The organism is Mycobacterium sp. EPa45 (genome assembly GCF_001021385.1).
In the GTDB taxonomy this organism is placed as follows: Bacteria; Actinomycetota; Actinomycetes; order Mycobacteriales; family Mycobacteriaceae; genus Mycobacterium.
This window is the reverse complement of the sequence record NZ_CP011773.1, coordinates 2,453,749-2,466,002: the sequence shown is the minus strand read 5'-3', so window position 1 is coordinate 2,466,002 and position 12,254 is coordinate 2,453,749. Positions and strand designations below refer to the sequence as shown.

14 protein-coding genes are annotated in these 12,254 nt (G+C 66.8%); 3 read left to right on the top strand and 11 right to left on the bottom strand.

Annotated elements, in window-relative coordinates; translation table 11 throughout:
- Window positions 1-19 precede the first annotated feature (19 nt).
- From AB431_RS11715 to AB431_RS11695, 5 genes are all read right to left on the bottom strand, one after another.
- Window positions 20-847, bottom strand: a complete 828-nt coding sequence (locus tag AB431_RS11715) for a TIGR03560 family F420-dependent LLM class oxidoreductase (RefSeq protein ID WP_047330065.1) — start codon at window positions 845-847, stop codon at window positions 20-22.
- A gap of 27 nt (window positions 848-874) precedes the next feature.
- Window positions 875-1,393 carry a recombination regulator RecX gene (gene recX / locus AB431_RS11710; RefSeq protein WP_047330064.1) on the bottom strand — a complete coding sequence of 173 codons (519 nt, stop codon included), beginning with the start codon at window positions 1,391-1,393 and terminating at the stop codon, window positions 875-877.
- The gene (gene recA / locus AB431_RS11705) at window positions 1,362-2,414 is read right to left on the bottom strand and encodes a recombinase RecA (RefSeq protein WP_047330063.1); all 1,053 of its coding nucleotides are present in this window, start codon (window positions 2,412-2,414) and stop codon (window positions 1,362-1,364) included. The genes recX and recA overlap by 32 nt, the downstream gene beginning before the upstream one ends.
- Window positions 2,415-2,550: 136 nt before the next feature.
- Window positions 2,551-2,745 (bottom strand): DUF3046 domain-containing protein, encoded by a 195-nt coding sequence (locus AB431_RS11700; RefSeq protein WP_047330062.1) that lies wholly within the window; start codon window positions 2,743-2,745, stop codon window positions 2,551-2,553.
- A gap of 9 nt (window positions 2,746-2,754) precedes the next feature.
- Entirely contained in the window at window positions 2,755-3,921 is a 1,167-nt protein-coding gene (locus tag AB431_RS11695; protein ID WP_047330061.1) for a glycosyltransferase, read from the bottom strand.
- A gap of 42 nt (window positions 3,922-3,963) precedes the next feature.
- Here AB431_RS11695 and AB431_RS11690 point away from each other — a divergent pair, with 42 nt between their 5' ends.
- Window positions 3,964-4,407, top strand: coding sequence for a limonene-1,2-epoxide hydrolase family protein (locus AB431_RS11690; protein WP_047330060.1), 444 nt, complete (start codon window positions 3,964-3,966; stop codon window positions 4,405-4,407).
- Here AB431_RS11690 and AB431_RS11685 read toward each other — a convergent pair.
- The 5 genes from AB431_RS11685 to pgsA all read right to left on the bottom strand — a co-directional run bounded on the left by AB431_RS11685 (window position 4,404) and on the right by pgsA (window position 7,654).
- Window positions 4,404-5,234 (bottom strand): membrane protein, encoded by an 831-nt coding sequence (locus tag AB431_RS11685; RefSeq protein WP_047330059.1) that lies wholly within the window; start codon window positions 5,232-5,234, stop codon window positions 4,404-4,406. The two genes, AB431_RS11690 and AB431_RS11685, sit on opposite strands and share 4 nt — an antisense overlap.
- A gap of 14 nt (window positions 5,235-5,248) precedes the next feature.
- Window positions 5,249-6,058: a phage shock protein PspA gene (pspA, locus tag AB431_RS11680; protein ID WP_047330058.1), complete on the bottom strand. Its 810-nt coding sequence runs from the start codon at window positions 6,056-6,058 to the stop codon at window positions 5,249-5,251.
- Between the two features lie 117 nt (window positions 6,059-6,175).
- Window positions 6,176-6,511, bottom strand: coding sequence for a transcriptional regulator ClgR (clgR, locus tag AB431_RS11675; RefSeq protein WP_047330057.1), 336 nt, complete (start codon window positions 6,509-6,511; stop codon window positions 6,176-6,178).
- A 71-nt stretch (window positions 6,512-6,582) separates the two neighbouring features.
- Window positions 6,583-7,071 (bottom strand): CinA family protein, encoded by a 489-nt coding sequence (locus tag AB431_RS11670; protein WP_047330056.1) that lies wholly within the window; start codon window positions 7,069-7,071, stop codon window positions 6,583-6,585.
- Entirely contained in the window at window positions 7,049-7,654 is a 606-nt protein-coding gene (gene pgsA / locus AB431_RS11665; protein WP_047330055.1) for a CDP-diacylglycerol--glycerol-3-phosphate 3-phosphatidyltransferase, read from the bottom strand. Before pgsA ends, AB431_RS11670 begins: the two co-directional genes overlap by 23 nt.
- Window positions 7,655-7,709: 55 nt before the next feature.
- Here pgsA and AB431_RS11660 point away from each other — a divergent pair, with 55 nt between their 5' ends.
- Both AB431_RS11660 and AB431_RS11655 read left to right on the top strand, forming a co-directional pair.
- Complete coding sequence (locus AB431_RS11660) at window positions 7,710-8,210, top strand: amino-acid N-acetyltransferase (protein WP_047330054.1); 501 nt, start codon at window positions 7,710-7,712, stop codon at window positions 8,208-8,210.
- Window positions 8,211-8,299: 89 nt separating this feature from the next.
- The gene (locus AB431_RS11655) at window positions 8,300-9,496 is read left to right on the top strand and encodes an IS30 family transposase (RefSeq protein ID WP_047328843.1); all 1,197 of its coding nucleotides are present in this window, start codon (window positions 8,300-8,302) and stop codon (window positions 9,494-9,496) included.
- 60 nt (window positions 9,497-9,556) lie between these two features.
- On the opposite strand, the gene AB431_RS11650 is transcribed toward AB431_RS11655, so the two are convergent.
- Window positions 9,557-12,073 (bottom strand): DNA translocase FtsK, encoded by a 2,517-nt coding sequence (locus AB431_RS11650; protein WP_052960264.1) that lies wholly within the window; start codon window positions 12,071-12,073, stop codon window positions 9,557-9,559.
- Window positions 12,074-12,254: the final 181 nt, after the last annotated feature.

The following is a 12,254-nucleotide window of genomic DNA, read 5'->3' as shown; positions in this document are numbered from 1 at the left end:
ATTTTCAAACCGCCGACAACTAATCCCCCAGCCCCGCGCAGCGCTGCAGCAGCTCGGTCGACGGCGGCTGGTAGAACGACAGCACCGCATGCTCGCAGCCCAACTCGCCGAACTGCGGCAGCTGTTCCAGTTGTGCGGCAACCTGTTCGGGGTCTGTGGGGTACAGAAAGATCTGCACTGAGCGACGGATCTCGGCGGGGTTGCGGCCGACCTCGGCACAGGCCTCGTTCAGCCGCGCGTTGACCTCACCCCACTTCTGCGCATCGTCGTGGCTAGGCATGTTCCACTCGTCGGCGTGCCGGGCGATGACCCGCAGCATCTTGGGCTGTGATCCGCCCACGACGATCGGCGGATGTGGCCGTTGTACCGGCTTGGGCTCGCAGATGGCGTCGCGCAGCGTGTAGAACCGGCCCTCAAACGTGACCGTCTCCTCGGTCCACAGCCGCCGGATGACGGTCAGGGCCTCGTCCAGCATCGCCACTCGCGTTCCCGGGCTGGGGAACTCGATCCCATAGCCACGATGCTCGGCCTTGTGCCAGCCGGCCCCGATGCCGAAGTCCAGGCGGCCACCGCTGATGTGGTCGACGGTGACCGCCATCTTGGCCAGGATGGCCGGATTGCGGTACGTCACCCCGGTTACCATGCAGCCGACCCGGGCCTGGCGGATCACCACGGCCATCGCGGCCAGACTCGTCCACCCCTCGTGCGTCGGCATCGTGTTCTCGACCAACCCGTAGAAATGGTCGTAATTCCAGATCGCTTCGAAGCCCAGCTCATCGGCTGCCCGCCAGAACTGCTCAAGCTCCGGATAGTCGAACGTGGGCGCGAGCTTGGCCGAAATCCGCATGCGGTGAAGCCTAGCGGCCCCAGCGAACTAGACCTTTCGGCGTTCCCGTTCTGCCGCCAACCCTTCACTGACCACGGCCACGGCCATGCTTTGGTTGTAGCCGCGGCGGGCCAGCATGCCGACCAGTCTGCGCATCACCTTGGCATCGTCGTCGCCGTCGAGCTTCTCCCGGCGCAGCTTCTGCTCCACCAGCTCCTCGGCGCGTTGCCGCTCGGCGCCGGCGTCGATGCCGTCGAGCGCCACGGCGATCACGTCGTCATCAACACCTTTGGTCCGCAGCTCAGCAGCCAAGGCGCGCTTGCCTTTTCCGGCTCGCGCACGTCGCGACCGAACCCACTGTTCGGCGAAGTCCGCGTCGTCGATCAGGCCGACGGCGGCCAGCCGATTGAGTTCGTTCGCGGTGACATCGTCGGGATATCCCCGCTTGGCCATCTGGGCGGCGAGCTCAGATCGAGTCCGCGGTCGCGCGGTAAGCAGGCGCAGGCACAACGCGTGCGCCTGCTCTTCGCGGGTCTCAGAAGTCGACTGGGGCGGGGAGGACGTCATCGGGGAGTTCATCGGTTATCACCGCACCGATACCGAGCTTCTCTTTGATCTTCTTCTCGATCTCGTTGGCCACGTCGGGGTTCTCCATCATGAAGTTGCGGGCGTTCTCTTTGCCCTGCCCGAGCTGCTCGCCCTCGTAGGTGAACCACGATCCGGACTTGCGGATGAAGCCCTGTTCGACACCCATGTCGATGAGCGAGCCCTCACGGCTGATGCCCTTGCCGTAGAGGATGTCGAACTCGGCCTGCTTGAACGGCGGCGACACCTTGTTCTTGACAACCTTGACGCGGGTGCGGTTACCCACCGCATCGGTACCGTCCTTGAGCGTCTCGATTCGCCGCACATCCAGGCGCACCGAGGAGTAGAACTTCAAAGCCTTACCGCCCGTGGTTGTCTCGGGCGAGCCGAACATCACGCCGATCTTCTCGCGCAGCTGGTTGATGAAGATCGCGGTGGTGCCCGAGTTGTTCAGCGCACCGGTCATCTTGCGCAGCGCCTGGCTCATCAGCCGGGCCTGCAGGCCGACGTGACTGTCGCCCATCTCGCCCTCGATCTCGGCGCGTGGCACCAGGGCGGCCACCGAGTCGATGACCAGGATGTCGAGGGCTCCCGAGCGCACCAGCATGTCGGCGATCTCGAGCGCCTGCTCACCGGTGTCGGGCTGGCTGACCAGCAGTGCATCGGTGTCGACACCGAGCTTCTTGGCGTACTCCGGGTCCAGCGCATGCTCGGCGTCGATGAAGGCCGCGATGCCGCCGGCAGCCTGGGCGTTGGCCACCGCGTGCAGTGCGACGGTGGTCTTACCCGACGATTCCGGGCCGTAGATCTCGACGACGCGGCCGCGCGGCAGGCCGCCGATGCCGAGGGCGACGTCGAGGGCGATCGATCCGGTCGGGATGACCGAGATCGGCTGGCGCACCTCATCGCCGAGGCGCATCACCGAGCCCTTGCCGAAGTTCTTGTCGATTTGCGCGAGCGCGAGTTCGAGGGCTTTCTCGCGATCAGGTGCCTGGGGTGCCATGGTGATACCTCTTCCGGTAGTCGTTGGTGACCGGTTCTCGGTCGGTTGGTCGTGACGCTAGATCACGCCACCGACAAGCTTCACCAGATTAGCGAACAGGTGTTCGAAAGCAAGGAGGCGCGCCGTCGCGTGTCGGCTACCACCGATCGCGCGGCACGTCGAAGTCCGCGCACAGCGCCCGCCACACGTCGCGGGGCTCCACACCGTCCTCGATGGCCTGCGCGGCGGTGCGTCCGCCCAGCTGGGTGAGCACATGATCCACCAGCAGCGAGCCGCCACGAACCCGGCCGAATTGCCCGTCGACCAGTTCGTGGAATTCCGTCAGCCGCACGGCACCAATTTACCCAGCCACCGATTCATGGCACACCCGTACCGGATCGGTGACGTGCGCGATGCTCTCCCCGGCGCGCCGGGCCGCCTCCCGGTACCTCGGCGAGGACAGCACCTGACCCACCTCGGCCACCAAAGCCTCGGCGCCCAATGGCCGGATCAGGCGCGCACTACCTTGTCGCACAACACGATTGGCCAGTTCCCACTGGTCACCCCCGCCAGGGAGCACCACCATCGGCACGCCGGCGAGCAGTGTCTTGGACAGCATCCCGTGCCCGCCGCCGCAGATCACCAGGTCGGCTCGGGTCAGCAGCTCGTCCTGGCGGCCCAGCCCCACACCGGCCCACGGCGGCAGCTCCAACTCCCGGCCGCCAAGCCGGGAGATCACCACCCGTGAACCGGCCGGCAGGGTGCGGCCGGGCACCAGATGCTCCAGCACCAGCTCGGCTACCCCTCCGGCGCCGGTGGTGGCGGTCGACGGCGCCACCACGATCAGCGGGCCCTCCCCCGGCGGCACCGGCAGGACGGCGTCGGTGGGCTCGAAGTGCAACGGACCGACGACGACGGCCTCGGCCGGCCAGTCCGGTCGCGGTACCTCGAGTGCGGGCAGGGTGGCGATCAGCCTGCGGACCGGTCCCGGGTCGCGGGCCGACAGCCCGATCCCCGTGCGGGCCGCCGAGCGCTGGCGCTCCCCTTCCTTCACCGATCGCGCAGTCAGCGCGCGCATGATCGAATCCCGCAGCCGACCGCGGATCCCGGTGCCGGGTGCCAGCCCACTCCCCAGCGGAGGCAGCCCGCGTGACGGCAGGTACAGCGGGTGCGGGCACAGCTCGACCCACGGGATGTTCAGCAGTTCGGCGGCCATCCCCCCGCAGGCGGTGATGACATCGGAGATGACCAGATCGGGCCTCAGGTCCCGCAGTATCGCGACGTTGAGCACGGCCATCCGGGCTGCCCGCTGGTGGATCTTGGCGCCGGCATCGGTGTCATCGTCCTCGTCGACCGGGTCCAGACCGGCGAGTTCGACGGCCTCGATTCCGGCGGCGCGCGCCGTCTCGAGCCACTCGGCGCCGGTCAGCAGGACTGGGTCATCCCCCGCCGCGGCCAGGCGCAGGCAGAGGGCGATCGCGGGAAATGCGTGACCGGGATCCGGACCTGCCACCACCGCGACGCGCACGGGCCTACCCTGCCATAGCGGATGAAGCCTAGGCTGGCGAGCATGACCGAGCAGATCACCAACGTGAGCTCCGATATCGACAACGCCCATACGGTCGAGGTCTTCCTGAACGCGCTGCAGGATCAGGACTTGGCCACCGCGGACGCCCGGCTGGACGACAATCTCGTCTACCAGAACGTCGGCTTCCCCACCGTCCGCGGGCGCAAGCGGACCATGAAGCTGTTCAAAGGACTGCAGCGGCCTAGCTTCGGCTTCGAGGTGAAGATCCACCGCATCGCGGTCAACGGCCCGGTGGTGCTGACCGAACGCACCGACGTGCTGCGGGTGGGCACGGTGCGGCTGCAGTTCTGGGTATGCGGCGTCTTCGAGGTGAAGGACGGCCGAATCACCTTGTGGCGGGACTATTTCGACATGTTCGACATGACGAAGGCCACCGTCCGCGGCCTCATCGGTGCCGTGGTCCCGGGTCTGCGTCCGACGCTTTAGGCCCGGCGGAGCTGGCCCAGCTCGTCGAAGGCCTGCGCCCAGCCCATCAGCCGATCTGTCGCGCTCGACAACTCGTTGCGGTAGCGCTGTTGGGACATCGGCGAGCTGGACATCGAGCCGGCGTTGGCCGCCGACACCAGTTGCGCTGCGGCGGTGACCATCTCGTTGTACTGCCGCACCCCGGTGTTCAGCTGCGCGGTGAACGCGTTGATCGTCGGCGCCAGATACGACTGCGAATGCGGCGTCTCGATCGCGGCACGCTCCATCGAGACCACCTCGTCGGCGGTGGCCGCCATGGTCGCCGCGGTCCGGTCCGCCGCAGCGACGAGCTCGCGAATCTCCTCCGGCGGCAACATGTTTCCGCGCTGCATCACGCCCAGCAGGGAGTGGAAACCCCGCTCGGAGGCACCGAGTGCCGACATCGCCGGCCGGGCCACCGATCCGTGCGGCGGCAGGCGCCGGCCGCTGACTTGACGCTGCGGCGGCAACGGCTCACCCCGCAGCCAGCGGTAGCGCAACAGGAACAGGGTCGCGGGCACCGCCGCACCGGCGGCGATCACGCCGGTGATGATCAGTCCCCACACCGGAACACTCCACGTGGCGAGCAGCCCGGTGACCGCTACCCAGAACACCGTCGCAAATGAGAAGAACGCGCCCAAGCGCAACGCCCACCGCCGCTTACGCAGCAGCCGGGCCCGGGGATCGGAGACAGCGCTGAGCTTCTGGGCCGCCACGTCGGCGTACTCGCTGACGGTGTCGATACCGCGTTGCATGGCCGAACGCCATTGGCGCGATACGAAACCCGGCTTGTCCGGTGTCACCGCCATCGAGTGTTCACCTCCTACTGGCCCAGAGGTTTCTCGGGCTCGGGTGTGCTGGCCGGCGTGGCCGGGGCCGCGGGCGCGGTGGCGCCACCGGCCGGCAGCGCATCCCCGCGCATCGAGGCGCGGATCTGCTCGAGCCGGGAATGACCGGCCATCTGAACGCTGGCCTGCTGGACCTCCATCATGCGACCCTGCACCGAGTTCTGCGCCAGCTCGGCCGAACCGAGCGCGTTGGCGTAGCGTCGCTCGATCTTGTCGCGGACCTCGTCGAGGCTTGGGGTGTTGCCGGGCGCGGCGAGCTCGCTCATCGACCGCAGCGACGCGCTGACCTGCTCCTGCATCTTGGCCTGCTCGAGCTGCGACAGCAGCTTGGTGCGCTCGGCGATCTTCTGCTGCAGCATCATGGCGTTCTGCTCGACAGCCTTCTTGGCCTGCCCGGCGGCCTGCAGTGCCTGGTCGTGCAGACCCTTGAGGTCTTCCACGCTCTGCTCGGCGGTGACCAGCTGCGCCGCGAACGCCTCGGCGGCGTTGTTGTATTCGGTGGCCTTGGCGGCATCCCCGGAGGCAACCGCCTGATCGGCCAGGGTCAGCGCCTGACGGACGTTGACTTGCAGCTTCTCGATATCGGCGAGCTGACGGTTCAGCCGCATCTCGAGCTGGCGCTGGTTGCCGATGACCTGGGCCGCCTGCTGGGTCAGCGCCTGGTGCTGACGCTGGGCGTCCTCGATCGCCTGCTGGATCTGCACCTTCGGGTCGGCATATTCGTCGATCTTCGAGTTGAAGAGAGCTGTGAAGTACTTCCACGCCTTGACGAACGGATTGGCCATCAGTTGCTCCGTCTATGTATCGAGTGCCGCAGTTCGGTGGTCGTGCCCAATTTATCGGTTAACCATGCCCGGCCACACCCTTGTAGGCATGTGACCCTGGTCTGACTGGTCGAAACCTCAGGCCACCGCCATCGCAACAGGATGCGGGATGACGACCTTGGTGGCGACGTCGATCGAGCTGTCCTGCGCCGGCACCGCGGTCAACCGGGCGATTCGCTCGCGGTCGGCCATCTTCTCGCCGGCATCGGTGAGCACCCGCGACAGCGGAACGTCCAGAGCCGTGCAGATCGCGCTGAGCAATTCACTGGAGGCTTCCTTGCGGCCGCGCTCCACCTCGGACAGGTATCCCAGGCTCACCCGGGCCGAATCGGACACCTCGCGAAGGGTGCGCCCCTGCGATGTGCGGGCGTCACGCAGCACGTCGCCGATCACCTCACGCAGCAGTACCGCCATGGAAGTGTCCTCCTCGAAAAGTTGCAACAAACTGTGCAACGCTCCGAGCCGCCCGATTGGTTCCCAGCAACTCAGGATCGCTGGACCAGGTCGTGCAGGCGCCCGATCGCCTGATGGACGGCCGCCAGCCGGATGTCCCAGCGTGAGCCGCCAAGCCGCAGTTCGACGACCTCGGTCGGGCCCGGACCTGCTAGTCCCAGAAAGACCGTGCCGACCGGATGCCCGCCGTGCGGCTCCGGACCGGCCACCCCGGTCAGCCCCGCACCCCAGGTTGCCGCGCAGCGATCCCGTGCCCCTTGGGCCAGCGCGGCCGCGGTCGGCGCCGCGACCGGTCCAACGTCGTCGAGCAGCTCGCGCGGCACGCCTGCCAGCGCAATCTTGGTGTCTACGGTGTAAGTGACCAGCCCGCCGCTCAGCACGGCACTGGCGCCGGGGACCCCCGCCAGCGTCGCCGCCAGCAGACCTGCGGTCAGGGACTCCGCGGTCGCCACGGTCTCATCACGGGCGGTCAGCAGGGCGACCAGCGCGCGGGCGCCGTCATCGACCAGCGGATCGCTCACGGGAGTCCTTGATCGCCGACACCACGTAGTCGAGGCCGGTGATCACCGTCAGGATGACCGCGACCCACATGATGACCCAGGCCACGATGTGCCAGGCGGGGGGCCAGTTGTGCAGCGGCAACACGAACAGTCCGATCGCGACGGACTGCACCAGGGTCTTGAGCTTGCCCCCGCGGCTGGCGGGGATCACCCCGCGCCGCAGCACCGCGAACCGCAGCACGGTGATGCCCAGCTCGCGAATGAGGATCACGACCGTCACCCACCACGGCAGGTCGCCGAGCATCGACAGTCCGATCAGCGCCGCGCCGATCAGCATCTTGTCGGCAATCGGGTCGGCGAGCTTGCCGAATTCGGTGACCATCCCGTAGCTGCGCGCCAGCGAACCGTCGAAATGGTCGGTGATCACCGCGACCGCGAAAATGATGAAAGCCGTTATCCGACTGGCTGTTTCATGCCCGTCGCCGGCGAAGAGGAACAGTAGGAAGATTGGGACCAGAACCAGACGAATTCCGGTCAGCAAATTGGCGACGTTGGCCACCCGCACGCGCGGGACCGCCGGACCGGTTTGGGGTTGTCCCGACACGGCAAACAGAATATCGGTTGGCAGTCGCACCCCTCACGCCCGATACTCTGCACCCGTGAGCCCTGAGGTCGTCGTCCGCCGCGCCCGCACGTCGGATGTCGCCGACATCAAGCGTCTGGTCGACATCTACTCGGGTCGCATCCTGCTGGAGAAGAACCTGGTCACGCTGTACGAAGCGGTCCAAGAATTCTGGGTCGCGGAGTACGAGGGCGAGGTCGTGGGCTGCGGGGCGCTGCACGTGCTGTGGGCGGACCTCGGCGAGGTTCGCACCGTCGCCGTCGACCCGAAGGTCAAAGGTCGCGGTATCGGCCACGCGATCGTCGACCAGCTGCTCAGGGTCGCCCGTGAACTCCAATTACAGCGGCTGTTCGTGCTCACGTTCGAAACCGAGTTCTTCGGCCGGCACGGTTTCACCGAGATCGAGGGCACCCCGGTGACCTCCGAGGTGTACGACGAGATGTGCCGGTCCTATGACATCGGTGTCGCCGAATTCCTGGACCTGTCGTACGTCAAGCCGAACATCCTGGGCAACACCCGCATGCTGCTGAAGCTCTGACCCTTCAGCGCCCAAATCTACGTTTCGCAGCGAAAGTGCGAGGCGGATTCGTACGGTCAGGGAAACGTGTCTGATCGTGGAGGTTTGCTGTGCCCAGAGGAGTTCCAGCTGCGCGGTCGGTGAAACGGGAGTTGTTCGACCGGGTCTGCTTAGGGCAGTCGGTGACGGCGGCTGGGGCGGCGTTAGGCGTGGCGCACGGGCTGGGTCATCAGTGGTGGCATAAGGCTGGCGGGATGAAACTGGCGACAGGGCAGCGCGGGGGCGTGGCCGATGCGATGGATCGTGACGGGCCGGGAGGTCGGGGGCATCGGGTCAACTTGGCCGAGCGGGTCGAAATCATGCGAGGCATGGATGACGGGCTGGGCTACGCCGAGATCGGGCGTCGGATCGGTCGCCACCGGTCGGTGGTGTTCAAGGAGGTCGCCCGTAATCGCGGTGATGACGGGGACTATCACGCGTTAATGGCTCATGCCCGTGCCGGCGATAAAGCCAAGCGTCCCAAGGATTTCAAGCTTAAAGATCCCCGGTTGTGCGCGGCGATCGAAACGTGGATGGATGAGGGGTGGAGTCCGCGGCTGATTGCACAGATGTTGGCTCACGATCACCCCGATGACAAGCTGATGCAGGTGAGCCACGAAACCGTCTACAAGGCGCTGTATGTGCAGACTCGTGGCAGTCTGCGCGCCGATTTGCACCAGTGTCTGTCCACGAAGCGGTCGGCCCGCAAACCTCATGGTCACCCCGGCCGCACCGGGGTGTATGGCGCCGAAATATTCACCATCAGTGACCGCCCAGCCGAAGCCGCTGATCGGGCCGTGCCAGGTCATTGGGAGGGCGATTTGATCATGGGGGCCGGAAATACCAGCGCGATCGGCACTCTGGTCGAACGCAGCACCCGGTTCACCATCTTGTTGCATCTCCCTATCGACCACACCGCGGAGTCGGTGGCCGCAGCGATGATCGAGGCCATGGGCGAGCTGCCCGCGCATCTGCGTCGGTCGATCACCTGGGACCGGGGCAGCGAGATGGCCGACTGGAAGAGGATCCAGCTACAGCTCACAGCGCCGGTGTTTTTCTGTAACCCACATTCGCCCTGGCAACGCGGCACCAACGAGAACACCAACCGGCTGCTGCGGTTCTGGTTCGAAAAAGGCACCGACCTGGCCGGCTATACCAAAGCCGATCTCAAACGCATCCAGGACAAACTCAACACCCGACCACGGCCCACCCTAGGGCTACAGACTCCAGCCCAACGACTCGCCGCCCTCATTAGCCAAGCCGCCTAAATGTTTCCATCACCGCTTGACATCGCCCGAGTTGATCGCAGCACAACGTCGATCTCGGCGCTAGAAGTCCTCGTCCTCGTAGTCGTCGTCGTCCTCGGCGCCACCGCCGCGGATCGCCATCAGCGTCGCGGCGAGTTCGTCGGGCTTGACCAAGACCTCGCGCGCCTTGGATCCCTCCGACGGCCCGACGATGCTGCGCGTTTCCATCAGGTCCATCAGCCGGCCCGCCTTGGCGAAGCCCACCCGCAGCTTGCGCTGCAGCATCGACGTCGAGCCGAATTGCGACGACACCACGAGTTCGACGGCCTGCAGGAAGACGTCCATGTCGTCGCCGATGTCGGGGTCGACGTCGGTGCGCTCGCCGGTTGGCTTCGCGGTGGTTACGCCTTCGGTGTACTCCGGCTCGGCCTGGTCCTTGCAGGCCTGCACGACGGCGTGGATCTCCTCGTCGCTGACGTAGGCGCCCTGCAACCGCTCCGGCTTGCTGGCGCCCATCGGCAGGAACAAGCCGTCGCCCATGCCGATCAGCTTCTCGGCGCCGGGCTGGTCGAGGATGACCCGGCTGTCGGTCAATGATGACGTCGCGAACGACAGGCGCGAGGGCACGTTGGTCTTGATCAGGCCGGTGACGACGTCGACCGACGGCCGCTGGGTGGCCAGCACCAGGTGGATGCCGGCCGCGCGGGCCTTCTGGGTGATCCGCACGATGGCCTCTTCGACGTCCCGCGGCGCGGTCATCATCAGGTCGGCGAGCTCGTCGACGACCGCCAGAATCAGCGGGTACGGCTTGTACACCCGTTGGCTGCCCAGCGGTGCGGTGATCTCCCCGGAGCGCACCTTGGCGTTGAAGTCCTTGATGTGACGCACGCGGGAGGCCTGCATGTCCTGGTAGCGCTGCTCCATCTCCTCGACCAGCCAGGCCAGCGCCGCGGCCGCCTTCTTGGGCTGGGTGATGATCGGCGTGATCAGATGCGGAATGCCTTCGTAGGGCGTGAGTTCCACCATCTTCGGATCGATGAGGATCATCCGCACCTCTTCCGGGGTGGCCCGGGCCAGCAGCGAGACCAGCATCGAGTTGACGAAGCTGGACTTGCCCGAGCCGGTGGAGCCGGCCACCAACAGGTGCGGCATATCGGCCAGGTTCGCGGACACGAAGTGACCTTCGATGTCCTTGCCGAGCCCGATCACCAGCGGGCGATGGTCACCGCGGGTGGACGGCGCGGTGAGAACGTCTGCGAGACGGACCATTTCGCGGTCGGTGTTGGGCACCTCGATTCCGACGGCGGACTTGCCGGGGATCGGCGCGAGGATCCGGACGCTCTCGGTGGCCACCGCGTAGGCGATATTGCGTTGCAGCGCAGTGATCTTCTCGACCTTGACGCCCGGACCGAGTTCGACCTCGTAGCGGGTGACGGTCGGACCTCTGGTGCAGCCGGTCACCGACGCGTTGACCTTGAACTGCTGCAGGACGGACGAAATCTGCTCCACCATCTGCTCATTGGCTGCACTGCGCCGTTTCGGCGGATCGCCGGCGACCAACAGGTCCAACGACGGCAGCGTGTACGGGCCCTCGACGACGCGATCCAGAACCTTGGTGTCCTGTTTGGCGACGTCCTCAGTGGTCTCCGGCCTCGGCGCTGTCTTCTTGCGCCGCGTCTTCACCGGCTCGGGCACCGTGGGTGTGTCCTCGTCGAGCGGGTAGTTGTCCAGCGGTGTGCCGACCGGGCCCTGGGCCCCCGGCCACGCCGGCGCCTCGTCGGTGTAGGACCGCGGGTCGTCGTAGTAGCCGTCCGAGAAGTCCTCCGGCTCGGCCGGGGCGGCATCCTCGGGCTCGTCGTCGTAGTACTCGTCGTCCTCGTCGTAGTGACCGCGGGTGCTGAACATCGAGTAGAGCGTGTCGGGCACCTCGCGAATCGTGGTGCCGGTCAGCAGCAGCACCCCGAACAGCGCGGCGAGAATGAGTAGCGGGGTCGCGATCCACGGGGTCAGCCCGTCGGACAGCGGACCGCCGATGGCGAAGCCGACGAAGCCGGCGGCACGTTGCCGGGCGGCGGGATCCAGCGGCGCGCCCGACCAGAGATGCCACAGGCCCAGCACCGGCAGCGCGATCATCGCGCAGCCCAGGATCAGGCGGGGCCGGGCTTCCGGGTTGGGTTCGGTGCGCATGAGAAGGACGGCGATGGCGCCGATGATGACGGGCAGCAGTACGACCGCGCCACCGACCAGTGTCCGCAGCACCGAATCGATCCACGCGCCGACCGGGCGGGCGGCGTCGAACCAGGAGCTGGCGGCGATCACGACCGCGACGGCCAGCAGCCCCAGGGCGATGCCGTCGCGGCGGTGACCCGGCTCGATGTCGCGGGCTCGACCGACCGATCGGGCGGTCGAGCCCGCCCCCTTGGCCAACATCAGCCAGGTCACCCGCGCAGCCCGTCCGCTCGCCGCCGCCGCGGTGGCGACGGGTGAGGAGGTGCGCTTCTTGGCGGGCTTGCGTCGCGGCGCCGGCTTAGCCGGCCGTGACGCACCCTTTGACCTGGTCGTTCGCGCGCTTGAGCGAGCGGCCGTCTTGTTCGCCATGCGGGCAAGCCTAGTCGCATGTGCCCCATCTGCACCATCCGCAACACCCGTTCCACGGCGCGTCGTTGCCAACCTGCGACCAACCCCGAAAATTGTCGCTGCGCCGGTGACCGGGACCCCTTCTCGCAGCAATACGAAGCAGGTCTAACGTAAGCGCCGTCACACCCAACCCGAAGCGCTG